Raw genomic sequence first — 22,961 nt, forward strand, 5'->3', positions numbered from 1 at the left:
CATCTTTCGGTACCCCTGAATGAAATTTCAGGGGATTTTACTAAAGACCTTGAAAGGGATGGCCGTAAGGGCGGAACCCATAGCAGCCGTGACATAAATAACGGATATGTACTCGTGCTGATCCCGCATCCTGGTCAGCTATCAGGCCGCCGACGGGAGCAAGCTCCCTCGCCACAGGGCCAGCGTCGTACCCGGAATGAGTCGACTGACACAACGCCATCGGGAGCAAACCCCCGTCCCACATTGGCTATGTATTGCCTGGAATCACATACATTCCTGCGCCGCCTGCTCCAACCGCGACGGCTTGATCGCCGACGCCAGCGGCTTGCGCTCATACAGGAACACCTTGCCGCCCTCCTGGGACTTATAGACTTCCAGCACATCATCGGCAGCAATCTTGCTGGTCAACACCACCTTGGCGTGGCGCGAGTTCTGCGTCACGGTCGAGCTGATCCCATGTTTTTCCAGCTTGGGCAGCACGCACTGCACATAGGCTTCAGGCCCCTTGCTGGTTTGCAGGGTCAGGGTCGGGGCGTTGGGAGCGGACACACAACCAGCCAGCAACAAGGAAGCAAAGGCCAAGGCCGGGGCGAAAAAAGAGCGCATGAAAAATTCCTGACAATAAAAATAAAGGTTCACATCAAGCCGCCCACTATCCAGCGCGAAGCAGCGCCTTGAGCGACACATCGAACTGCTTCAAGGCATCGAGCTGCACATCCCGCTGCTGCTCGATCTGTGCGGCAATTTCCGGTGCAGCCTTGTCGTGTACCCACACCGACGGCACCTGCTTACGCACCGAGCCTTCGGCCTTGGCGATGTATTGCAGGTTCGCGTCGTAGAACCGCGCAATAAACCGCGCCTCGACCTGGTCGTTACGCGGGGTCAGCAGTTGGTTATGGGTGTCGAGCATCACCACCACATCGGGGTGAGCCTGCACCAAGGCATCCAGGCTGTCGTAGACCGTCACCGACAAAAAAGTGCCTTGCAGCGAACTCATCAACCAGTCGATGGCCAGTTCCGGGTCGGAGCTGTTGACGAACGCCTGGCGGATGCGTGCGTCGAGGGCATCCTTGGCGCCATTCAAGGCCATGTCGTGGTAGCGTTCAAGGTAGCTGAGGTTGTCGCGGGTGTTATCGCTCAACAACACACCCACCGACTGCGCGTGCTGCAGGGATTCTACGCTAGCACTGAGGGGGAGCAAATGGCCCGAACGCAGATCATCGGCAATTGCCGCGTTGTTGATCGCGACCGTGCCAAGCATCAACATCATTAACACAAGCTGAATAAACGTCCTCATCGCGCATTTCCTTGAACAGCGTTTCGATGGGGTGATTTTTCCGCTTTTCCTGCAAAAACAGAACTTGCGATCCGTGATGGTGACTATTATCTGAACCGATAGTGCACCCATAAAACCTATAAGGACCACGCTATGAAGCCTCACCAGAAAACCTTCGACCGCATCCGCGAAGCCGTCCTACCGGAGTTTCGCGAGCGCGTCGCCGATTACCTGGTCGACTATGAAGACGTGCTGCAGGATGAGGCCGCTGGCGCTGATCAAATCAACGCCAGCGCCCAGCAATTACGCGGCTACCTGCGTGGCCTGAACACCACGCGGGTGCTGGGCATGGCCGACTGGGAGGACCTGGACCGCCGCGTCGTGCACATCACTGAACAGGCTACAGCGCAGGGCGTTGTTGATTGACCCACGCCTGTACCGACGGCCGCTGCCACTGACGCTGCGCGTACTCCACCAGCTCGGCAGGCACGCGGTCGCCGTTGAGGATCAGGCGATTGAGCATCACCGCCAGGTCCACGTCCGCGATGGACCACTCACCGAACAGGTAAGGCGGATTATTCGCCAGCAGCGCTTGCGCCGCACTGATCAACTTGGCGGCCGCCGCTTCAGCCTCGGCGCTCAGTGGAGGCATCTTCTGCCCGTAGAACACCACCAGGGTCGAGCGCTCCTGCCGAATCGGCAACAAGTCGCTGCGCAGCCACGCCTGCACCTGGCGCGCCCTCGCCCGCTGCTTGGGGTCGGCCGGGTACACCGGGGTCTCGGGATAAACCTGTTCCAGGTACTCGGTGATTGCTGAAGACTCGGAGAGCGCAAAGTCGCTTTCTACCAACGTGGGGACGCGCTGAGTCAGGGACAGGTGGGCGAAATCGGCCGCGTGCTGTTGCGCGGCATCCAGGTCCAGGGTGAGCGTGTCGAACGCCAGGCCTTTTTCCCGCAGGGCGACAAACACCGACATGGCGTAGGGGCTGGTGTACAGATGATCAACATACAGACGCAACGGACGCTGGCTCATGACGAATCTCCTTGAAGGGAGCACCACGCTACGAGATGTGCCGCCAGAAAGACAATGCGCTGTTTTTATGGGGGCATTCCTCGGCGGAATACCGGGCTAGCCCGCAAACCCGCCCTTGTTCAGGAAAACGCGCTCTTCGTCTGAGGTCGCCCGAGCCAGCACCTCATTACGATGGGGAAAACGCCCGAACCGCTGGATGATCTCGGCATGTTCCTTGGCCCAATGGTAGGTAGTGGCGCCCAGTGGCTGGTTGAGAACCAGAGAGCGCTGCTGATCCGCCGGGTCTTCCGAATGTTCGAAGGGCAGGTAGCAGAATGCACCCAATGCGAACCAGCGTTTAGGGCCGGCGTTTTTCCAGAAGTCGATGACGGAGTGCGGGGTGTCATTGCTCATTGTCGCTACCTACTCTCAATCAAATGCCTCGACGGTAGCAGAAATCCGGTTCAATTGTGGTGAGCGGGCTTGCCCCGCTCACCACAACAAGCCCGCCAGCCAGAGACAAGCGTGGTTACCGATCAGAAGTCCACTGTTGCCGAGAGCTTTACGGTGCGCGGCTCGCCCTGGGTCAGGTAGTTATTGGCCGTCGACGCCGACGCCCAATAGGCCTTGTTCGCCACGTTCTCGACGTTGGCGCGCAGGGTGATGTACTTGTCGTCGGCCTTGAAGCCATACCGGGCGCCGAGGTCGACGCGGGTCCAGGCCGGGATGCTCAGGGTGTTGGTGGCGTTGACGTATTCGCCCCCGGTGCGCAGCATCCGCGCGTTGACGGCGGCGCCCTGGAGGCCGGGAATGTCCCAGTCGGCGCCCACATTGTATTGGAAGCGCGGCACGCCGGCAGCGCGGTTACCGTCGCTGAGGCCGTTGGAGGTGTTCTTCAATTCGGTGTTCATCCAGGTCGCGCCGGCGAGCAGGCGCAGGCCGTCAACCGGTTCGCCGAAAACGTTCAGCTCCACGCCTTTGTTGATCTGCTCACCGTCGACACTGAAGGTGTCCAGGCTATTGCCGGGCAGGCGCGACGTGGAGCTGTTCGGCTGCTCGATGCGGTACACGCCCAAGGTGGCGCCAACGCTGTCCCAATCCAGCTTCACCCCGGCTTCCGTCTGTTTGCTGCGGTTAGGCGCAAAGACCTCGCCGGGGTTGGTGACGTTGCTCAATGGCGCCGTCGGGCCCTGGGCCAGCCCTTCGATGCGGTTGGCATAGAACGACACATGCTCCCACGGTTTGACCACCAGGCCGTACACCGGCGTGGTGATGCTTTCGGCATAGTTGGCGTTGCGCGCTCCCGTGGTGGTGTTCCATGCATCCACCTCGAGGGTCTGGCGCCGAACGCCCAGGGTCAGCAGCACGCGATCATCGATAAAGCCCAGGGTGTCGGACACCGCTGCGCTCTTGATGCGGTTCTTGCCGACGACACGCGGGTCATGGATATCGCTGCCGAAGTAAGTAACGCTCGGACGCGGAATCTGGGTCGGGTTGTACAGATTGCCCGGTCGGCGGTTGGCCTGCAGGATCGCCTCGAAGGCCGAACGCTGCTCGCCCCAGATCCCCGACAAACCGACGTTCATCTGATGGCTCACCGGGCCAGTGTTGAAATGCCCGTTCAACCCGGCCATGGCGCTCTTGTTGTCTTCATCGTGAGGCGAGTACAAAAAGCCCACACGCCCGCTGCCATCATTGCCCACGTACAGCGACGAATACTGGCCATTCTCCCGCGTGTGCTTGGCGCCGCCGCCCACATAGGCGGTCCAGCTTTCATTCAAATCGTATTCGGCATTGAACATGCCGTAGGTGTCTTCCAGCTCCGACCAGCTCCAGTCCTGGGCGTAATTGTGCTTGGCCGACGGCGCCTTCGGCACTTGGGTGCCGTTGGGGTAGACCACCGAGCGACCGTTGTTGATGCGCTCTTTCTGGTAGCCGAAGTCGGTGGACACCCGCAGGCGATCGTCACGGTAATCCAGGGCGACGGCCACCAGTTGCGAGCTTTTGAATTCATCCTCAATGGCCGTGTCGCCGCCATGCCTGGCCAGGTTGACCCGCGCGCCGAAGCGGTTGTCTTCGCCAAACCGCTGGCCCAGGTCGAGGTGGCCGCCGCGCTGGCCATCGGTGGTGGTGTCGAGGGTCACGCTGCGGGTGGGCGCGTCTTCGGCGCGCTTGGGCACCAGGTTGACGCTGCCGCCGATGCCGCTGCCCGCCGGGGACACGCCATTGACGAACGCGTTGGGGCCTTTGAACAACTCCACCCGCTCCAACGCTTCCGTGGTGACGATCTGCCGGGGCAGCACACCGTACAGGCCGTTGAAGGCAATGTCATCGGTGCTCAGCGGCAGGCCGCGAATAGTGAACACCTGGGAAAAGTTGCCGAAGCCGGAAGACTGGCGCACCGACGCGTCATTGAGCAGCACATCGCCCACCGTGCGCGCCTGTTGGTCGGCGATGGTCTTGGCGGTGTAGCTGACCACGCTGAACGGCACGTCATTGATCGAACGAGTGCCCAACACCCCCAGGCGCGCCGAGCGTGCGACCTGACCGCCGGCATAGGTGTCCGCCTGCGCCCCGCCCTCCCCACTGATGGTGGTCGCACCCAGCTGCAACACATCGCCCGTGGCTTCGGGCACCACGGTGTAGCCGTGGGTGCCGGTGCTTTGCAGGGTATAACCGCTGCCTTGCAACAACTGCATGAAGCCCGCTTGCGCAGTGAAACGCCCCTGCAAACCGGCGCTTTGCTGGTCATTGAGCAGCGTGGAATCAAACGACAACGGCACCCCGGACAACGCCGCGAACTGCGCCAGTACGTTGCCCAACGGCCCCGGCGCAAGGGTGTAGCTGCGCACCGCACTGGTCGACGCCGCGTCGGCGGCCACGGCACTGTGCAACGGTGCGATGGCTGCCAGGGCAACGGCCAGGCTCAAGGCCTTCAAGGGGCGGATGGGGTGCGGTGTGAAGGTCATGGGGATTCCTGTCGGCGCGCTGCAAAGTTGAGGGTTCTCCCCTACACCGGGCGACAACGAAAAAGGTATCAGCGAAGGTCGACAATAATTTCAGCGAGGCTCGACGGTCACCCAGTAACCGGTCAGGTTGCTGACCTTGACCGGCAGCGTTTCCTGCAACAGACGCAGGCTGGCGTCGGTGTCTCGCAAGGGGAACGCCCCGGAGACGGTCAGCCCGGCCACGCTGTCGTGGCAGCGCAACACGCCGTGACGGTAGCGTCCCAGCTCATCGAGCAAGTCCGCCAAGCGCATCTGCTGGGCCAGCAGCATGCCGTTTTCCCAGGTGGTTGCGCTGATTTCCAGCGGCTGCACCGCTGCCACGCCGTCGCTGCCGAATGCGCTTTGCTCGCCGGCCTTGAGGATCAGCCCATGGCGGGCATGCTCCGGGAGCATTTCCACCGCGCCTTCAAGCACCGCCACGCGGCTGCTCTGCTCTGCCACTCGAACGCTGAAATGCGTGCCCAGGGCGCGGGCGGTGCCGTGGCGGGTTTGCACGATAAACGCGCGATGGCGGGGTGCGGGGTCCTTGGCGGTGGTGATCATCACTTCGCCTTGCAGCAACTCGATTCGTCGCACCTGATCGGTAAAGGCGATGTTCAACGAGCTGGCGGTGTTGATCAGCAGGCGCGTGCCGTCGGGCAAAGTGAGTTTGCGTTGCTCGCCGATGGCGGTGTGTTGGTCGGCGGTCCACGGCTGCCACGGCTTTTGCCGATAAGCCAGCCAGGTCGCCGGCCCCGCCAGCAGCAACAGCCCGAGGGCCTGGCGACGGCCGAGCGATTGCTTACGGCCGATGCGCTTGAGGGTGTCGCCGGCAATCGCGCCCGGCACACTGTTGAAGTCGCCCAGGATCGCCTCCGCCCGTTGCCAGGCCTGGGCGTGCTGGGCGCTGCGGCCTTGCCATTGGGCGATGGCGCGGCGGTCTTCGTCGGTGGCGCTGCCGGACTGCAACTGCACCATCCAGTCGGCGGCTTCGCCAAGGATCAGCGGGTCGATGGACGGGTTCATGCCACGCTCAGGCATGCCAGGAACGCATCGCGCATGTAGCGTTTGACCGAGACCAGCGACACCTTCAGTTCCTCGGCGATCTGCGCGTACGTCAGGCCATCGATCTGCGACATCAGGAAGGCCTGGCGGGTCTTGTCCGGCAAATCGCGCAGCATGGCTTCGATGCGGTACAGCGCCTCAAGAATCAGCCAGCGGGTTTCCGGCGACGGCACCTCCTGCTCCGGCAGGTGGGCAATGGTTTCCAGATAAGCGCGCTCGACTTCCTGGCGGCGCCAGCTGTCGATCATCAAGCCCTTGGCGATGTGGGTGAGCAACGCACGCGGCTCGCTGCCGAAACCCGCACTGTGCTGCCGGGTGAGCAGCCGCATGAAGGTGTCGTGGGCCAGGTCGGCCGCATCGCTGGCGTTGCCCAACTTGCGGTCGAGCCAGCGGTATAACCATCCGTGGTGTTCGCAGTACAGCGCCTCGACAGGCAGATTGAGCGAAGACGACATGCAGATCACCGGGGACCAGAGAGTAATTAAGAATTGATCGCATTCTAATCTGCGCAACGAAACGCGGCAACGCGCAAATTAATGTTATAGGATAACGCCCCTTTTCCGTCCCGCCCTGTGATCACGCCCATGACCGACGCTGTTCCCCTGCGCAAACGCCTGCTTTCCATCGACGCCCTGCGCGGCCTGGTGATCCTGTTCATGCTGCTGGACCACGTGCGCGAAACCTTCCTGCTGCACCGCCAGGTCAGCGACCCGATGATCATCGATACCACCGAGCCGGTGCTGTTTGTCAGCCGCACCCTCGCCCACCTGTGCGCGCCGGTGTTTGTGCTGCTCACGGGGTTGTCGGCGTGGCTCTACGGCCAGAAATACCAGGGCCGCCGCGATGTGTCGGCATTCCTGTTCAAGCGCGGGTTGTTCCTGGTGGTGCTGGAATTTACCTTGGTCAACTTCGCCTGGACCTTCCAACTGCCGCCCAGCGTGATCTATATGCAGGTGATCTGGGCGATTGGCGTAAGCATGCTCGCGCTGGCCGCGCTGGTGTGGTTGCCGCGCCCGCTGTTGATCGGGTTGGCTTTGGTGATCATTGGCGGGCATAACCTGTTGGATGGCGTGCACTTCGAGCCGGGTTCGGCCTTGCAGATTCCGTGGACGATCCTGCATGAGCGCAGTTGGATTGAGGTCGGCGATTCGCTGCGACTGCGCACTACCTACCCGGTGCTGCCGTGGATTGGCGTGATTGCGCTGGGTTACGGCCTGGGCCCGTGGTTTGCCAATGGCACGCAGCCGGTGCTGCGCCAACGCTATTTGTTGCTCGGCGGTGTGGGGGCGTTGGTGGGATTCGTGCTGTTGCGGACGGCCAACGGGTATGGCGAGAAGCCTTGGCAGGCGTATGACAGTGGCGTGCAGACGCTGATGAGCTTTTTCAACGTCACCAAGTACCCGCCTTCGCTGTTGTTCCTGGCGCTGACGTTGGGGATCGGTTTGTTGCTGTTGCTGGCGTTTGAACGCGCGGGACAAAAACGTTGGATTGGCATCTTGGCCACGTTCGGCGCGGCGCCGATGTTCTTCTACCTGCTGCACTTGTATGTGTTGAAAGTCCTTTACGTCGCCTGCGTGGCGCTGTTTGGCCTCAATCACGGCAACTACTTCGGCTTCGACAGTATGGGCGGCATCTGGCTGGTGGCGCTGCTGTTACCGCTGGCACTCTATCCACCGGTGCGCTGGTTTGCGGCGCTCAAGGCACGCCGCCGCGACCTGGCCTGGCTCAAATACCTCTGACCCGGCACCGTCCAACTGTGGGAGGGGGCGTGCCCTCTCCCACCGTTCTAGAAGGCGTTAAGCCAGTTCAGCCCGCAGTTGACGCGCTGCCGTCACCATGTGAATCAACGCCGCTTCCGTCTCCGGCCAGCCACGGGTCTTCAACCCGCAATCCGGGTTCACCCACAACCGCTCAGCCGGAATCCGCTTGGCCGCCTTGCGCAGCAGGTTGGCCATCTCCGAGGCATCCGGCACACGTGGCGAGTGGATATCGTAGACGCCCGGGCCGATGTCGTTCGGGTACGCAAAGGCTTCGAACGCGTCCAGCAACTCCATGTCCGAGCGTGAGGTCTCGATGGTGATCACGTCGGCGTCCATTGCCGCGATCGACTCGATCACGTCGTTGAACTCGCTGTAGCACATGTGGGTGTGGATCTGGGTTTCATCGCGTACGCCCGAGGCGCACAGGCGGAACACTTCGGTGGCCCAGTCCAGGTAGTGCTGCCACTGTGCCTGGCGCAACGGCAGGCCTTCACGGAACGCAGCTTCGTCGATCTGCACGATCTTGATGCCGGCGGCTTCCAGGTCCACCACTTCGTCACGAATCGCCAGGGCCAGTTGGCGGGCCTGCACTTCACGGCTCACGTCTTCGCGAGGGAACGACCACATCAGCATGGTCACGGGACCGGTGAGCATGCCCTTCACGACCTTGCTGGTCAGGCCTTGGGCGTAACGGATCCACTCCACGGTCATCGCGTTCGGGCGGCTCAGGTCACCGAAAATCACCGCCGGTTTCACGCAGCGCGAACCGTAGCTCTGCACCCAACCGAAGCGGGTGAACGCGTAGCCGTCCAACTGCTCGGCGAAGTATTCGACCATGTCGTTTCGTTCCGCTTCCCCGTGTACCAGCACGTCCAGGCCGAGGTTTTCCTGCACTTCAACCGCGTGCTTGATCTCGCTGTGCATCGCTTCGACGTACTCGGCTTCGCTCAACTTGCCGGCCTTATACGACTGGCGCGCCAGACGGATCGACGCAGTCTGCGGGAACGAACCGATGGTGGTGGTCGGGAACAGCGGCAGGTTGAGGCCGGCACGTTGCTGCTCGATACGCTGGGCAAACAGCGATTGGCGCTGGCTGTCCTTGGCGGTGATCGCCGCCACACGGGCCTGCACGGCCGGCTTGTGGATACGCGGTGAAGCAGCGCGCGCAGCCTGCACGGCGCGGCTTTCGGCCAGGGCAGCGAGTACGTTGGGCGCCTCGGGCGCGCTGACTGCTTGGGCCAATACCGCCACTTCGGCGCACTTCTGTACGGCAAATGCCAGCCAGCGCTTGAGCTCGGCATCCAGTTTATCTTCACGGCCCAGGTCGACCGGGCTGTGCAGCAAGGAGCAGGACGGCGCCACCCACAGGCGATCCCCTAGTTTTTCATGCGCATGCTGCAAGGTGGCCAGGGCCTTTTCCAGGTCGCAGCGCCAGACGTTACGGCCGTTGACCACGCCCAGAGACAGCACCTTATAAGCCGGCAAGCGGTCGAGAATGGTCGGGTACTGGTCCGGGGCACGCACCAAGTCGATGTGCAGACCATCGACCGGCAGGTTGGCGGCCAGACCGAGGTTTTCTTCAAGGCCGCCAAAGTAGGTGGCCACCAGCTTTTTCAGCGGGTCGCGCTGGATCAGGTTGTAGGCGCGCTCAAACGCGTTTTTCCACGCTTGCGGCAGATCGAGCACCAGGATGGGCTCGTCGATCTGCACCCATTCCACCCCCAGATCAGCCAGGCGCTGGAAGATCTGGCCATACAACGGCAGCAGGCGCTCCAACAGGTCAAGCTTGTCGAAGTCGCCGCCCTTGGCCTTGCCCAACCACAGGTAAGTCAATGGACCGATGACGACGGGCTTGACGTTGTGACCCAGTTCGCGGGCTTCCTGCACTTCTTCGAACAGTTGCTCCCAACCCAGGTGGAACTGCTGGTCAGCGCTGAATTCAGGCACCAGGTAGTGGTAGTTGGTGTCGAACCACTTGGTCATTTCCTGGGCGTGGGCGCCGCCGCAGCAGCTGTCGCTGACGCCACGGGCCATGCCGAACAGGGTGTGGAGGGTGGCTTTGCCATCGGCTGGGCGGAAACGCTCGGGGATCACGCCGAACATCAGCGAGTGCGCCAGTACCTGGTCGTACCAGGCGAAATCACCGGCGGGCAGCAGTTCAATGCCGGCCTGTTTTTGCAGGTCCCAATGGGTCTTGCGCAGGTCACGGCCAACGGCACGCAGGCCGGCTTCATCCAGCTCGCCCTTCCAGAACGCTTCCTGCGCTTTTTTCAGTTCACGGTCGCGTCCAATACGCGGGAATCCGAGGGAATGAGCGACTGCCATGACTTACAACTCCAATGTCGATATTGATGGCAGCCATTGTCGGCAGGCACTAATCATGAGGCAAACTCATTTAATTTAAGATGATCACAAGATCTATTCATGTTTACAGCCAGGGATACGCCATCGTTCGCTGGCCGCACCCCATCCAATACGCATACCATGGGTCAAAACACTCAACCGAATGAGCCCTCATGATCAAAGCCAGCCTGCGCAGTCACCTGACCCTCTGGTTCGCCGGCTTATCATTACTCACGTTGTTGAGCGTGGGCTTCTATGTGGGCCATATCGCCACTGAACAGGTGAAGCAGGCCAGCGGCAATACGCTGTTGAGCACCGCCCGTTCCACGGCGGCGCTGCTGGCCGTGCAACTGCGCGAGCGGCAACTGGAGGTGTCGTTGCTGAGCAAGGCCCCGCTGTTTCGCCAGGGCAACCTGGACGCGCCGGATATCCTCACGCTGATGGAACTGCGCACCCAATCGCGCGCCGAGTATGCGTGGATGGGGGTGGCCGACGCCGAGGGCAAGGTGCACCAGGCGGTCAACGGGTTGCTGGTCAATCAGTCGGTGCAGCAACGGCCGTGGTTCCAGGCGGGGATGCGCGGCGAGTACGCCGGCGATCCCCATGAAGCCGTGCTGCTGGCCAAGCTGTTGCCGGGGGCCACGAATGGCGAGCCATTGCGCTTTATCGATTTCGCCGCGCCGATCCGCAACGCACAAGGTGAAACCATCGGCGTACTGGGCGCCCATGCGCATTGGCGGTGGGTCACGCAAATCGTCGACTCCGCCGTGATGCAGAAGGACGCCCTGCCCGACCTTGAAGCCCTGATTGTCGACTTCGACGGCAAAGTGCTCTACCCGCAAGTGCTGGCCGGTGAGCCGATGCCGCAGGCCAACCTGGGCAAACCGTCCGGCTGGTCCACCGGCAACGGCTACGTCACCGCCTCGGTGGCGGTACCCAGCCCGTCGAATGCTAAAGTGAGCTGGTACATCGTGGTGCGCCAACCCCTGGATGTCGCGCTGCAACCGGCGCGCGTGCTGCTGTACAAGCTGTTGCTGCTGGGCGTGATCGCAGCCTTGGTGTTCGGGCTCGTCGCCTATTACTTGGCGTCCACCCTCAGCCGTCCGATCGAACGCCTGGTGCGGTCCGCCAAACAGGTGCAAGACAATCAACCCGGCGCAGCTTTCCCCCAGGAACACCCCGTGCTGGAAATCGCCCAATTGGGCCGTTCGCTCACCGGCATGACCCAGTCCCTGCTGTCCAAGGAACGTCAGTTGCAGGACGCCAATGCCTCCCTGGAAGCCACCGTCGCGCAACGCACCGCCGACCTGACCCAAGCCAATGCCGAGCTGCTCAAGCTCGCCACCCACGATGCATTGACCGGCGTCTACAACCGTCGCCGCTTCGATGAAAAACTCGCCGAAAACAGCCTGCTGTTCCAACGCACCGGCCGCACCTTCGCCCTGCTGCTGATCGACGCCGACTACTTCAAGCGCGTCAACGACAGCTACGGCCACGCCATCGGCGACGACGTGCTGTGCCAATTGGCCGCCCTGATTAAAAACACCACCCGCGCCACCGACTTCGTCGCGCGCTACGGTGGTGAGGAGTTCGCGGTGCTGCTGCCCGAAGTCGAAGAACCCGACAGCCCCGACGTGGTCGCCGAGAAAATCCGCGTAGCCGTGGAGGCGGCGGTGTTCCCAACCGTCGGCCATGTGACCGTGAGTATCGGCGTAGGGGTGGCCGAGCCGTCGGACCGCGACACCTCGGCGCTGCTCAAGCGGGCGGATATGCAATTGTATGAGGCTAAAGCGGCGGGCAGGAATCGCGTGGCCTGACACTGCTGTGAAGAGACCGCTTGCTGTGGCGAGGGAGCTTGCTCCCGCTGGAGTGCGAAGCGCTCCCGCTTTTTCAGGTCTGCTGCGCAGCCCAACGGGAGCCAGCTCCCTCGCCACAGGGTTAGGGTTGAAGTGCCGTTACAGCAACGGAATCGAATAACTCACAAACACCCGATTCTGATCCTGGTCGCGCGCCACTTCACTGCGCGACACGCCGTTGCGCCAGCCAAACCCGACGTTCTTGAACGTGCCGCTCTGCACCACGTAATCCAGTGAGATATCGCGCTCCCACTCGCTGGCATCGTTGCCGCTGGCGGTGAGGATGTGGTCACCCTTCAAGTACATCAGCGAGGCCTTCAAGCCGGGCACGCCCAGTGACGCGAAGTCGTAGGCGTACTGCGCAAACGCCGTACGCTCGCCCGCCTGGATAAAGGTCTGCACGGTGCGGTCGGTGTAGAGGTACAGGCTGGCGCCGCCCTCCCCTTTGTTCACCAGGCCACCCTGGTTGAGTTGGGCGAAGTTACTGTCATCCGAGACTTGCTGGTAACCGGCGGTAATCGCGTGCGGCCCCAGGGAGTAGATGAACGCGGCGCTCCAGGTGTTGTTGTCGATTTCACCGTTGCCGTTTTTGGTAAACCCACTGATTTTGTAGCCTTCGGCACGGCCGGCGGCGCTGCTGTTTTTGCCATCGGAGGTGGTCTTGAAGTAGCGCAGGTCGGTTTTCAATGAGCCGTAATCACCGAGCGGCAGTACATGGATCAACCCAGCGAAGTGCTGCTGGTAATAATCCTCGAGGTTGGCGTAGTAGTACTGGACCATCAGGTCCTTGGTCACTTGGTAATCGGCGCCTGCATAGTTGAACGTGTTGCTTTCCTGGGTACCGCCCGCTGCCGCCAGGCCGCTGCGATCACTGGAGCCGCGGCCGGTGGTGTGTTGCAGTTGGCCGCCGGTCAGGGTCAGGTTATCGATGTCTTTGCTGGTGATTTGCCCGCCTTCGAAAGACTGTGGCAACAGGCGACCGTCGTTGCTCACCAGGATCGGCAGGTTCGGACGCAGGTAGCCGTAGCGCAGTTCGCTCTTGGCGAAACGCGCCTTGGCCGTTGCGCCGCCACGGGCCCAGTTGTCGACGGCCTTGCCGTCGTCGTTGGGGATCATCGAGCTGCCCACATGGCGGCCGGCGCCGCTGTCGAGGGTCACGCCGAGCATGCCGATGGCGTCCAGGCCGAACCCCACGGTGCCATCGGTAAAGCCCGATTGATAGTTGAGGATAAACGCCTGGCCCCACTCTTCGGTCTTCGAAGGAGCGGCGGCGCCGTCACGGTTGTCGTTGTTGAAGTAGAAGTTACGCATGCTCAAGTTGGCTTTGCTGTCCCCCAAAAAATCAGCCGAAGCCAAGGGGCTCAAGGCAATGCCCAGGCCGCCGGTCAATACGCTTAACACATTCAAAGTGGCTTTCATCACAACCTCAGTCAATTAACCCATGAGCGTCATAAAACGGATACGGCCCCGGGTAGTCCCCGAATACGCCGTTGTGGCTGATCAAACCTTGTTGCGCCTCCCAGCGATGCAACAAATAGCCCGCCGGCTCCAGGTTGAAATGCGCGGGCGCCGCTTCTTGCAAATCCAGCACGATCTGGTGAGAAGTGCCGGGGCACACACAACTCACACTGCCGCCGAAACGCCGCTGCATCGGCCGGTGCAGGTGCCCGCACAACAGGCGCTCCACTTGCGGATGGCGCGCAACGACCTGCTCGAGGGCGGCGGCGTTGATGAAAGGTTCACGGTCCATATGGCCGATGCCGCTGATAAACGGCGGGTGATGCAGGATCAACAGCGTTGGCGCCTGCGGGCGCAGCGCCAACTGCTCGTCGAGCCACTGCAGTTGGCTGTCGAGTAACTGGCCGCCGTGACCTCCCGGGATGGTCGAGTCGAGGCCGATCAGGCGCAGCGGGTGGTCGTCTACCACCCAGTCCAATGGGCCATCCGCCGACAAAGGCAAATACGCGTGATCACGGAACGCCTCCAGCAGCGGACCGCGTGTGTCGTGGTTGCCGGGCACCAGGTAGCAGGGCATCTGCAGGCGGGCGAGTTCAGGGTGCAGCACGGCGTATTCATCGGCGCGGCCGAAATCCACCAGGTCACCGCTGATCACCACGATATCGGGGCGCGGGTGACTGGCGTTCAGGTGGTCGACGGCACGGCGCAGCGCGCCCAGGGTGTCGACAACGCCATAGGTGAGGCGTTGGCCGGCTTTAAGGTGCAGGTCGCTGATCTGCGCGACGAGGAACGGACGATTCACAATAGATTCTCAAGCATTCAGGGTGAACAACATGTGCGGCGCAATCGCCAAGGCAATCGGCGCGCCGACGGTGTAGAGCTGGTTGTCGCTGCTGTCGACCAGCAGCGGTTGCGGGCCGCCCACGTCCACGAGCAGGCGGCTTTGCGCGCCCTGAAAAAACTGCGCCAGCAGATGGCCGTGCAGGTGCCCTTCTCCTTCCATCACCCGCAAGTGTTCAGGGCGGCAGTAGATCGTGCTGGGCAGGTCCGCTCCGTGCCACGGCAACTCGCCGCCGCAGACTTTCAAGCCATGCGCTGAAGACTCGATCACCGCGAAGGCATTGAGGTTGCCGACAAACCCCGCGACGAAGGCGTTGGCCGGTTTCTGGTAGATGTCCCGTGGGCTGGCCAGTTGGGCGACACGCCCGTGTTCCATCACCAGGATGCGGTCGCCCAGGGCCATGGCTTCACCCTGGTCGTGGGTGACGAACACCGAGGTGATGCCGAGCCCGCGCAGCAGTTCGTTCAGTTCGCTGCGCAGCCGTTCGCGCAATTGCGCATCGAGGGCCGCCAGCGGTTCATCCAGCAATAACACCTTGGGGCGCGGCGCCAAGGCACGGGCCAGGGCCACACGCTGACGCTGGCCGCCGGAGAGCTCGTGGATGCTGCGCTTGCCGTGATGCTGCAAGCCCACCAGTTCCAGCAATTCGTCGCAGCGCTTGTTGCGTTCAGGCACCGACATGCCGCGAATCTTCAAGCCGTAAACTATATTCCCCGCCACATCCAGGTTGGGAAACAGCGCGTAGTTCTGGAACACCATGCCCACGTCGCGGCGTTCGATCGGCAGGCGGGTCACGTCCTGATCGCCAAAAAACACCTGGCCCACATCCGGGCGTTCCAGGCCGGCGATCAGGCGCAAGGTCGTGGTTTTGCCACAGCCTGACGGGCCAAGGATCGCCAGGGTTTCGCCGCCTTCGACGGTCAGGTTCAAGTCATGCACGGCCACGGTGCCGTCGGCGAACGCCTTGCGACAGCCTTGCAGGCGGATAGTGATAGCGGTCATCGACGCTCTCCACGGGACAAACGGGCACTGATGGCCTGCAGCGCGATCAGCAGCGGCACGATCATCAGCAAAAAGATAAGGGTGTAGGCGCTGGCGATTTCCAGGCGCGCCGAGGCGTAGCTGTCGGCCAGGCCCACGGGCAAGGTCTTGGTCATCGGCGTATGGAGCATCCAGGTCAGGTTGAACTCACCCAGGGACAAGGTGACCACCATCAGCACACCGGCCAGGATCCCCGCCCGGCAGTTGGGCACCACCACGCTGAAGAAACGCTTGATCGGACCGGCGCCCAGGCTGGCCGCCGCCTCCTCCAGCACCGGCAATTGCTGGCGCTGCATCACCGCCATCACCGGGCGTACCAGGAACGGCAAGGTGAACAACACGTGGCCGACCAGAATGAACACCCAGCTGCTACGGAAGCCGCCGAACTGGCCGTAGGTGAGCAGCAAGGCCAGCGCACTGGCCAGTCCGGGCATGGCCACCGGCAGCACCATCAGTTCTTCAAAGGCGCGGCTGAAGCGGTTGTTCATACGCACCAATGCGTAGGCCGCCGGTACGCCAATCACGCAGACGCACACGGCACAGGCCAGCGCCAGTTGCAGCGACAGCCACACGGTGGGCGAATAGGCCTGCCACACCTGGATCAACCAATCGAAGGTCAAGCCGCTGGACAGGCCCACAAAGAAATTGCGCGTCAGCCCGGCCAGCAGCGACATGAGCACCGGCACCAACATGAAGGCACACACCAGCAGTGTAAACAGCAGTTGCATCACAAACAGCGATGAGCGTTTCACAGCACAGTCCCCGCGTTTTTCACCAGGCGGCGCGTGAGCAGCAACACGGCCCAGGTCACCGCGCCGAGCACCACCGACAGCGCGGCAGCCACGGCAAAGTTGGCGTAGTTGGTAAACACGTTGTAGATCGCCACCGGGGTGACATTCAGCCGCGTGCCCAAGGTAAAGGCGGTGCCAAAGGCGCCCATGGACGTGGCAAAACAGATCGCCCCGCACGACGCCAGCGCCGGCGCCAGGCCCGGCACAATCACATCGCACACCACCCGCCAATGCCCGGCGCCCAGCGAATGCGCGGCTTCTTCCAGGCTGCGGTCGAGGCTTTCGCAGGCGGCCATCACCGTGAGGATCACCCGTGGAATCGAGAAATACAGGTACCCCACGAACAACCCCGCCAGCGAGTAGGCAAAGATCCAGCGCTCACCCGCCAGTTGCAGGCCCAGGGCGGCAAACAGGCCCTGGCGCCCCGCCAGCAGAATCACCAGGAAGCCCACTACCACGCCGGGAAACGCCAGCGGAAACGTCAGCAATGCCACCAGCGCCGAGCGCCCGAAGAACTGCTGGCGGGCGAGAAACACGCCGCTGATGCCGCCGATCACCAACGCAACCAGCGTCACCACCACCGCCAGCACCAGGGTTTGCCCAAGGCTGCCCAGGTACTGCGCACTGCTGAGCACCTGCCAGTAACCACTGCCGTTGCTGTCACGGCTTTCGGCACCGAGCAGCACCAAGTGCGCGAGCGGCAACAGCCAGAACGCGAGCAGCACCGCAAACGCCGGGGCCAGTGCCCAGGCGGCATGTCTTGCCGATGCTGCCACTTACTTGACCTCGTTCAGGTAACGGGCGGCGAAGGCTTCCTGCACAGCGGCCATTTTTTCGTAGTCCACCACCCCGGCGCGCGCGTAATCGCTGTCGGACAGGAACTGCGCGGCGACGTCGGCCGGCATTTTCATCGGGCGCACAGGGCGCAGGTACGCCTTGGCCCACAGTGCCTGGCCTTCGTCCGACAGCACGAAGTCGAGGACTTTTTCGGCATTGGCGCGGTGCGGCGCGTTGGCGACCAGGCTCATCACGTAAGGCACGCTGATGCTGCCTTCCTTGGGGATCACGAAGGCGACGTTGGCCTTGTCTTTGTAGCGCGCGCGGTAGGCGTTGAAGTCGTAGTCCACCAGGATCGGCAACTCACCGGACAGCACCCGTGCATACGCGGTTTGCTTGGGCACGATGGGCGCGTTCTTCGCCAGTTTCTGGAAGTAGTCGATGGCCGGGGCAAAGTTGTCGAGGTCGCCGCCCATGGCGCGGTTGATCGCCACTGCCGACACGTAGCCGACGAAGGCGCTGGACGGGTCGAGGTAACCGACCATGCCTTTGTACTCTGGCTTGAGCAGGTCGGCCCAGCTTTGCGGCACCGGCAAACCACCGAGTGCATCAACGTTGACCATGATGCCCAAGGTGCCGGAATGGATCGCGAACCAGTGGCCGGCAGGGTCTTTGAGGCCCGCCGGAATCTGCTCCCAGGCCTTGGGTTTGTAGGTGTCGACCACCTGGGCTTTTTGTGCCTGCAGACCGAAGGTCACGCCGTAGTAAACGACGTCGGCGACCGGTGCGGCTTTCTCCGCCACCAACTGCGCCAGGGACTGGCCGGAGTTCTTGTTGTCCAGCGGCACCTGCACGCCGGTGCTGGCGGCGATGGCCTTGAGCTGAGTGCCCCAGTCGGCCCAGTCCGGCGGGCAGTTGTAGCAAATCGCGGTGTCGGCGGCCTGGGCCAGGCTGGCCGTACCGCACAGCAGCAGGGCTGCCAGGGTTTTACTGAGTGCGCGCATCAAGGGTCTCCTCATGGGGTTGGGTACTGTCGCCTGGTCGAATGTGGCAAGGCAGGCAATGGGAAATCGGGGCGTTGCCGGCGATCTGCGCCAGCAACTGGTCAATCACGGTGCTGGCGAGCAGCGCAATGGGCTGCACCACGCTGCACAGGGTCGGGTGCATCTGGGTGCCGAGGCTGATGCCGTCGAACCCCATCACCGAGAGTTGTTCGGGTACGTTCCAGGCGTTGCGGCGCAACTCAGCGATCAGGCTGATTGCCAGGAAATCGTTGGAGCACACCAAAGCGGTGGGGGCTTCGGCCCCGTGGAGGAAAGGTTCGATAGCAGCGAATTCGGCCTGGGTGTGGGCCGGCATTTCGATCACCGGGCGGCTCTTGAGGCCGTATTCCTTCATCGCATCGCAGTAACCGGCGTAACGCAGGCGGGCACGGTCCGATTGCAAAGCGGGGCCAGCGACCATGCTGATGCGCCGGTGTCCGGCGTCCAGCAGATACCGTGTTGCCATGGCCATGCCGGCGCGGTTGTCGACCGACACGGCGCTGTAGTTGGGGTTGCTAGGTTGGTGGTAGGCCAGCACGAACGGCGTCTGTTCGGTGTTCAGGCTGCTGAGCACGCTATTGCTCTCGGCATCGGTGACCGTCAGCACCAGGCCGTCGACGCGCTGGCGCAGCAGCTCTTCCACCACAATGCACTCGCGTTCACTGCTGTAGTCGGTGGTTGCCAGCAACAGGCTGTAGCCGCGCGACCGTGCAGCGCGCTCCATGGCCTGGAACTGCTCGGCAAACACCGGGTTGAGCAGGTTAGGCACCACCACGCCGATCAATTGGGTGGTTTGCAGGCGCAATTGGCGGCCCAGCAGGTTCGGCCGGAAGCCCAACTCACGGGCGGCGGCGAACACCTGCTCGCGGGTGGTCGGGCGCACTTGGTCGGGGGAGGCAAAGGTGCGGGCGGCGGTGGCGCGGGATACGCCAGCCAGGCGCGCAACGTCTTTCAGGTCAGTCATTGTCACTCGCTTGAGATCGATCTCATTGGCGAGGACAGTAGCGGGGGAATGTGGCAGTTCGGTGCCGAGAACATGACGATTTGATGTCAGCCAAGGACTGCTGCCATGCACCTGTGGTGAGCGGGCTTGCCCCGCGCTGGGTGGCGAAGCCACCCCAATAAGGACGCCGCGGAGCTCCAGAAAAATCGTGGTGCCTGGATTTAGGGCGGCTTCGCCCCCCAGCGCGGGGCAAGCCCGCTCACTACAAAAAAACGGTGTCGGCCCCTGAACAGTCATACTCCGGCGCTACGCTCGTAAACCAAGGGCAGCAAAATCCGCCCACTAACCTTTCGATTCGATCCAAGTGCGGGCACAATGCGTGTCCTTTTTTGGCAGGCACCGCCGCAGGCTCTCAAAAATGATCAAAACGCCGTACTACCTCATCGATAAACAGAAGCTTCTGGTCAACATGCAGAAGATTGCTTACGTGCGCGAGCAGTCCGGCGCCAAGGCCCTGCTGGCGCTCAAGTGCTTTGCCACCTGGTCGGTGTTCGACCTGATGCAGCAATACATGGACGGCACCACCTCGTCGTCGCTGTATGAGCTCAAGCTCGGCCGCCAGAAGTTCGAAGGCGAGGCGCACGCCTACAGCGTCGCCTGGGCCGACGATGAAATCGAAGAGATGCTGGATAACTGCGACAAGATCATCTTCAACTCCATCAGCCAGCTGCAGCGCTTTGCCGAGCGCTCCGAAGGCAAGACCCGCGGCCTGCGCGTCAACCCGCAGGTGAGCAGTTCCGACTACTTGCTGGCCGACCCGGCGCGTCCGTTCAGCCGTCTGGGCGAATGGGACCCGGTGAAGATCGAAGGCGTGATCGAGCAGATCTCCGGCTTCATGTTCCACAACAACTGCGAGAACGGCGATTTCAGCCTGTTCGACAACATGCTCGGCACCATCGAAGAACGCTTCGGCGCGCTGCTGCACAAGGTCGAGTGGGTCAGCCTCGGCGGTGGCATCCACTTCACCGGTGAAGACTATGCCGTGGACGCGTTCTGCGCGCGCTTGAAGGCGTTCTCCGAAAAGTACGGCGTGCAGGTCTACTTGGAACCCGGCGAAGCGGCGATCACCAACAGCGCCTCCCTGGAAGTCACCGTGCTCGACACCCTCTACAACGGCAAGAACCTCGCCGTGGTCGACAGTTCCATCGAAGCCCACCTGCTGGACCTGCTGATCTATCGCCTCAACGCCAAGCTGGCGCCAAGCGATGGCGAACACACCGTCATGGTGTGCGGCAAATCCTGCCTGGCCGGGGACATCTTCGGCGAGTATCAATTTGATCGTCCGCTGGCCATCGGCGATCGGCTGTCGTTCATCGACACCGCAGGCTACACCATGGTCAAGAAAAACTGGTTCAACGGCCTGAAAATGCCGTCCATCGTAGTGAAACAACTCGACGGTACAGTCGAAGTGGTTCGTGAATTTGGTTACGACGACTACCTGTCCAGCCTTTCGTAAGCTGGCGGATAAAGGAGAGATAAAGCAATTGAAAAAGAACGTTCTTATCATTGGTGCAGGAGGTGTCGCCAAGGTGGTGGCCCACAAGTGCGCGCAGCACAACGACGAACTCGGTCGTATTGCTATCGCGTCGCGCAACATCTCCAAATGCCAGGCCATCATCGACAGCGTCAAGGCCAAGGGTAGCCTCAAGGTTCCCGCCGATATCCAAGCCTTCGCGCTGAACGCCCTGGACGTGGAAGCGACCAAGGCCCTGATCCGCGAGACCGAATCGCAGATCGTCATCAACGTCGGCTCCGCGTTCCTCAACATGTCGGTCCTGCGGGCCTGCATCGACACGGGCGTTGCGTACCTCGACACCGCCATCCACGAAGAGCCGGGCAAGGTCTGCGAGACCCCGCCGTGGTACGGCAACTACGAGTGGAACCACCTGGAAGAGTGCAAACAGAAGAACATCACCGCCATCCTTGGCGTGGGCTTCGACCCGGGTGTCGTCAACGCGTATGCCGCGCTGGCGCAGCAACAGCATTTCGACCGCATTGATTCGATCGACATCCTCGACGTCAATGCCGGCTCCCATGGCAAATACTTCGCCACCAACTTCGACCCGGAAATCAACTTCCGCGAGTTCACCGGACAGGTGTGGAGCTGGCAGAACAGCCAGTGGACCAGCAACACCATGTTCGAAGTCAAACGCACCGACGACCTGCCGGTCGTCGGTTCGCAGAACCTTTACCTCACCGGCCACGATGAAGTGCACTCGCTGTCGAAAAACCTCGACGTGCCCAACGTGCGTTTCTGGATGAGCTTCGGCGAACACTACATCAACGTGTTTACCGTGCTGAAGAACCTCGGCCTGCTCTCCGAAAAGCCGGTCACCACCGCCGAAGGCCTGGAAGTCGTGCCGCTGAAACTGGTCAAGGCCGTACTGCCCGACCCGTCTTCGCTCGCGCCGGGCTACACCGGCAAGACCTGCATCGGCGACCTGGTCAAAGGCACCAAGAACGGCCAACCCCACGAGATGTTCATCTACAACGTGGCGTGCCATGAAGAAGCCTTTGCCGAGACCGACAGCCAAGGCATCTCCTACACCGCAGGCGTTCCACCCGTAGCCGCTGCGCTGCTGGTAGCGCGCGGTGAGTGGGATGTGAAGCACATGGCCAACGTCGAGGAATTGCCCGCTGAGCCGTTCCTGAAAGCGCTGGACGTGATGGGCTTGCCGACTCGGATTAAAGACGAGCACGGTGATCGGGCTTGGGATGCAATTGCCTGAATAGGCGATCGCTGACCGAACAAAAATGTGGGAGGGGGCTTGCCCCCGAGAGCGGTAGATCAGTCACAGCTGTATTGACTGACACACTGCAATCGGGGGCAAGCCCCCTCCCACATTTGGTTTTAGGGTGTCTGTTATTCCAAGTTCCGGGCCGAGTTGCTCAGCGCTCTCGAACATTGTAAAAGCGCCGGCGCACCCAGGGTCATGTCGCCCAGCAACTTCTCGATCGCGAGCTGTTGGATCGGTTGAAATACGTCCCTGTAGTGAGCGAGCTTGCTCGCGCTGGGCTGCGCAGCAGCCCCCAAACCCGACAACCGAGCCGCATCAGGTATACCGCGCAAACCGTCCTGGGGCCGCTTCGCGGCCCAACGGGAGCAAGCTCCCTCGCCACAGGGGATCGCATTTAGCCATGAGTTCCAGGACTTTTCCCACAAGGGTTTCAGGTTGTCGCTCGGAACTTCGCTCACTAACCTCTGCTCCGTCGCTGCCAATTCAGCGGCCGGATTTGACCGTCCGACTTCAAAGAGCAACTGCGCCTACACCGATCTTCGGCGTTTTTTTACGCCTGATGTATTGTGTCGCGGCAGCTGTACGCGGGATACCTTCGGGTATGCCGGTTTTGCTTCTTTGGCCGGTCGGTCAACCCGCGTATAGCTGCCACCCTAATTCGGTTGACTGCGAATCGTGGCAGCTCCATTTACAAAGGAGCTTCACCATGATCAAAGACAGTCCAAATCCCCCAGAAACACTCTTCACCGTCCGCGCCGACTTAGACACGGAAACCTTGCTGGCCAACGCCTCCCAAGACCTCGCCGCCATCAACGACATCGCGGCCCACCTGGCATTTGAAGTAAACGGCGCCCAACGCAACATTGCGCTGGGCATCTGCCGCATGCTGGAAGGGGTGCAACTATTGGTCGACAAGGCGCTGAATACGGCTTACCCAGTAGCCTGAATCATCAAAGACGATCGTTCCCAT

Annotated in this window: 20 protein-coding genes and 1 pseudogene; 6 read left to right on the plus strand and 15 right to left on the minus strand. The window is 62.0% G+C overall.

The genetic code is table 11. From position 1 onward, the window contains the following. Positions 1-264: 264 nt before the first annotated feature. Complete coding sequence (locus AO064_RS20910) at positions 265-606, minus strand: hypothetical protein (protein ID WP_064054526.1); 342 nt, start codon at positions 604-606, stop codon at positions 265-267. A 46-nt stretch (positions 607-652) separates the two neighbouring features. Next, on the minus strand, positions 653-1,297 hold the full coding sequence (locus AO064_RS20915) for a hypothetical protein (RefSeq protein WP_064054527.1): 645 nt from the start codon (positions 1,295-1,297) through the stop codon (positions 653-655). Between the two features lie 132 nt (positions 1,298-1,429). Here AO064_RS20915 and AO064_RS20920 point away from each other — a divergent pair, with 132 nt between their 5' ends. Further along, positions 1,430-1,702, plus strand: a complete 273-nt coding sequence (locus AO064_RS20920) for a hypothetical protein (RefSeq protein WP_012724711.1) — start codon at positions 1,430-1,432, stop codon at positions 1,700-1,702. On the opposite strand, the gene yfcF is transcribed toward AO064_RS20920, so the two are convergent. The 5 genes and pseudogenes from yfcF to AO064_RS20945 form a co-directional block, all read right to left on the minus strand. Continuing rightward, the gene (gene yfcF / locus AO064_RS20925; RefSeq protein ID WP_064054528.1) at positions 1,677-2,309 is read right to left on the minus strand and encodes a glutathione transferase; all 633 of its coding nucleotides are present in this window, start codon (positions 2,307-2,309) and stop codon (positions 1,677-1,679) included. The genes AO064_RS20920 and yfcF overlap by 26 nt on opposite strands. A 96-nt stretch (positions 2,310-2,405) precedes the next feature. Further along, positions 2,406-2,633, minus strand: a pseudogene (locus tag AO064_RS20930) (DUF924 family protein); the annotation flags it as partial. Between the two features lie 191 nt (positions 2,634-2,824). Next, positions 2,825-5,257: a TonB-dependent receptor gene (locus tag AO064_RS20935; RefSeq protein ID WP_064054530.1), complete on the minus strand. Its 2,433-nt coding sequence runs from the start codon at positions 5,255-5,257 to the stop codon at positions 2,825-2,827. Between the two features lie 90 nt (positions 5,258-5,347). Then, complete coding sequence (locus AO064_RS20940) at positions 5,348-6,301, minus strand: FecR domain-containing protein (RefSeq protein ID WP_064054531.1); 954 nt, start codon at positions 6,299-6,301, stop codon at positions 5,348-5,350. Further along, positions 6,298-6,795: a sigma-70 family RNA polymerase sigma factor gene (locus AO064_RS20945; RefSeq protein ID WP_043205471.1), complete on the minus strand. Its 498-nt coding sequence runs from the start codon at positions 6,793-6,795 to the stop codon at positions 6,298-6,300. Before AO064_RS20945 ends, AO064_RS20940 begins: the two co-directional genes overlap by 4 nt. A 129-nt stretch (positions 6,796-6,924) precedes the next feature. On the opposite strand from AO064_RS20945, the gene AO064_RS20950 reads away from it, so the two are divergent. Further along, complete coding sequence (locus AO064_RS20950; RefSeq protein ID WP_064054532.1) at positions 6,925-8,079, plus strand: acetyltransferase domain-containing protein; 1,155 nt, start codon at positions 6,925-6,927, stop codon at positions 8,077-8,079. 57 nt (positions 8,080-8,136) lie between these two features. On the opposite strand, the gene metE is transcribed toward AO064_RS20950, so the two are convergent. Beyond that, positions 8,137-10,425 carry a 5-methyltetrahydropteroyltriglutamate--homocysteine S-methyltransferase gene (metE, locus tag AO064_RS20955; RefSeq protein WP_064054533.1) on the minus strand — a complete coding sequence of 763 codons (2,289 nt, stop codon included), beginning with the start codon at positions 10,423-10,425 and terminating at the stop codon, positions 8,137-8,139. A gap of 191 nt (positions 10,426-10,616) precedes the next feature. Here metE and AO064_RS20960 point away from each other — a divergent pair, with 191 nt between their 5' ends. Further along, on the plus strand, positions 10,617-12,260 hold the full coding sequence (locus tag AO064_RS20960) for a sensor domain-containing diguanylate cyclase (protein ID WP_064054534.1): 1,644 nt from the start codon (positions 10,617-10,619) through the stop codon (positions 12,258-12,260). Positions 12,261-12,398: 138 nt separating this feature from the next. Here AO064_RS20960 and AO064_RS20965 read toward each other — a convergent pair whose 3' ends face one another. The 7 genes from AO064_RS20965 to AO064_RS20995 are packed head-to-tail and all read right to left on the minus strand — an operon-like array spanning position 12,399 to position 19,214. After that, positions 12,399-13,718: an OprD family porin gene (locus tag AO064_RS20965; protein ID WP_064054535.1), complete on the minus strand. Its 1,320-nt coding sequence runs from the start codon at positions 13,716-13,718 to the stop codon at positions 12,399-12,401. Between the two features lie 7 nt (positions 13,719-13,725). Continuing rightward, a complete protein-coding gene (locus tag AO064_RS20970) occupies positions 13,726-14,559 on the minus strand; it encodes a phosphodiesterase (RefSeq protein WP_064054536.1) in 834 nt (277 codons plus the stop codon). A gap of 9 nt (positions 14,560-14,568) precedes the next feature. Beyond that, positions 14,569-15,600: an ABC transporter ATP-binding protein gene (locus AO064_RS20975; protein ID WP_064054537.1), complete on the minus strand. Its 1,032-nt coding sequence runs from the start codon at positions 15,598-15,600 to the stop codon at positions 14,569-14,571. Then, entirely contained in the window at positions 15,597-16,391 is a 795-nt protein-coding gene (locus AO064_RS20980; protein ID WP_046034739.1) for an ABC transporter permease, read from the minus strand. The genes AO064_RS20975 and AO064_RS20980 overlap by 4 nt, the downstream gene beginning before the upstream one ends. Then, entirely contained in the window at positions 16,388-17,206 is an 819-nt protein-coding gene (locus AO064_RS20985; protein WP_012724724.1) for an ABC transporter permease, read from the minus strand. The genes AO064_RS20980 and AO064_RS20985 overlap by 4 nt, the downstream gene beginning before the upstream one ends. Beyond that, entirely contained in the window at positions 17,207-18,211 is a 1,005-nt protein-coding gene (locus AO064_RS20990) for an ABC transporter substrate-binding protein (RefSeq protein WP_064054538.1), read from the minus strand. It lies immediately after the preceding gene. Further along, positions 18,195-19,214 carry a LacI family DNA-binding transcriptional regulator gene (locus tag AO064_RS20995; RefSeq protein WP_064054539.1) on the minus strand — a complete coding sequence of 340 codons (1,020 nt, stop codon included), beginning with the start codon at positions 19,212-19,214 and terminating at the stop codon, positions 18,195-18,197. The genes AO064_RS20990 and AO064_RS20995 overlap by 17 nt, the downstream gene beginning before the upstream one ends. Positions 19,215-19,611: 397 nt before the next feature. On the opposite strand from AO064_RS20995, the gene AO064_RS21000 reads away from it, so the two are divergent. The 3 genes from AO064_RS21000 (at position 19,612) to AO064_RS21015 (ending at position 22,937) form a co-directional block, all read left to right on the plus strand. Then, complete coding sequence (locus AO064_RS21000; protein ID WP_012724727.1) at positions 19,612-20,709, plus strand: carboxynorspermidine decarboxylase; 1,098 nt, start codon at positions 19,612-19,614, stop codon at positions 20,707-20,709. 28 nt (positions 20,710-20,737) lie between these two features. Then, positions 20,738-21,982, plus strand: coding sequence for a saccharopine dehydrogenase family protein (locus AO064_RS21005; protein ID WP_012724728.1), 1,245 nt, complete (start codon positions 20,738-20,740; stop codon positions 21,980-21,982). 715 nt (positions 21,983-22,697) lie between these two features. Continuing rightward, the gene (locus AO064_RS21015) at positions 22,698-22,937 is read left to right on the plus strand and encodes a DUF6124 family protein (RefSeq protein ID WP_064054541.1); all 240 of its coding nucleotides are present in this window, start codon (positions 22,698-22,700) and stop codon (positions 22,935-22,937) included. The last annotated feature ends 24 nt before the right edge of the window (positions 22,938-22,961 follow it).

The organism is Pseudomonas marginalis (assembly GCF_001645105.1).
In the GTDB taxonomy this organism is placed as follows: domain Bacteria; phylum Pseudomonadota; class Gammaproteobacteria; order Pseudomonadales; family Pseudomonadaceae; genus Aquipseudomonas; species Aquipseudomonas petroselini.

Excerpts from the sequence above, each read along its gene's own strand:
- AO064_RS20910 (WP_064054526.1), bottom strand. The coding sequence starts at position 606 with ATGCGCTCTTTTTTCGCCCCGGCCTTGGCCTTTGCTTCCTTGTTGCTG.
- AO064_RS20915 (WP_064054527.1), bottom strand. The coding sequence starts at position 1,297 with ATGAGGACGTTTATTCAGCTTGTGTTAATGATGTTGATGCTTGGCACG.
- AO064_RS20920 (WP_012724711.1), top strand. The coding sequence starts at position 1,430 with ATGAAGCCTCACCAGAAAACCTTCGACCGCATCCGCGAAGCCGTCCTA.
- yfcF (WP_064054528.1), bottom strand. The coding sequence starts at position 2,309 with ATGAGCCAGCGTCCGTTGCGTCTGTATGTTGATCATCTGTACACCAGC.
- AO064_RS20935 (WP_064054530.1), bottom strand. The coding sequence starts at position 5,257 with ATGACCTTCACACCGCACCCCATCCGCCCCTTGAAGGCCTTGAGCCTG.
- AO064_RS20940 (WP_064054531.1), bottom strand. The coding sequence starts at position 6,301 with ATGAACCCGTCCATCGACCCGCTGATCCTTGGCGAAGCCGCCGACTGG.
- AO064_RS20945 (WP_043205471.1), bottom strand. The coding sequence starts at position 6,795 with ATGTCGTCTTCGCTCAATCTGCCTGTCGAGGCGCTGTACTGCGAACAC.
- AO064_RS20950 (WP_064054532.1), top strand. The coding sequence starts at position 6,925 with ATGACCGACGCTGTTCCCCTGCGCAAACGCCTGCTTTCCATCGACGCC.
- metE (WP_064054533.1), bottom strand. The coding sequence starts at position 10,425 with ATGGCAGTCGCTCATTCCCTCGGATTCCCGCGTATTGGACGCGACCGT.
- AO064_RS20960 (WP_064054534.1), top strand. The coding sequence starts at position 10,617 with ATGATCAAAGCCAGCCTGCGCAGTCACCTGACCCTCTGGTTCGCCGGC.
- AO064_RS20965 (WP_064054535.1), bottom strand. The coding sequence starts at position 13,718 with ATGAAAGCCACTTTGAATGTGTTAAGCGTATTGACCGGCGGCCTGGGC.
- AO064_RS20975 (WP_064054537.1), bottom strand. The coding sequence starts at position 15,600 with ATGACCGCTATCACTATCCGCCTGCAAGGCTGTCGCAAGGCGTTCGCC.
- AO064_RS20990 (WP_064054538.1), bottom strand. The coding sequence starts at position 18,211 with ATGCGCGCACTCAGTAAAACCCTGGCAGCCCTGCTGCTGTGCGGTACG.
- AO064_RS20995 (WP_064054539.1), bottom strand. The coding sequence starts at position 19,214 with ATGACTGACCTGAAAGACGTTGCGCGCCTGGCTGGCGTATCCCGCGCC.
- AO064_RS21000 (WP_012724727.1), top strand. The coding sequence starts at position 19,612 with ATGATCAAAACGCCGTACTACCTCATCGATAAACAGAAGCTTCTGGTC.
- AO064_RS21015 (WP_064054541.1), top strand. The coding sequence starts at position 22,698 with ATGATCAAAGACAGTCCAAATCCCCCAGAAACACTCTTCACCGTCCGC.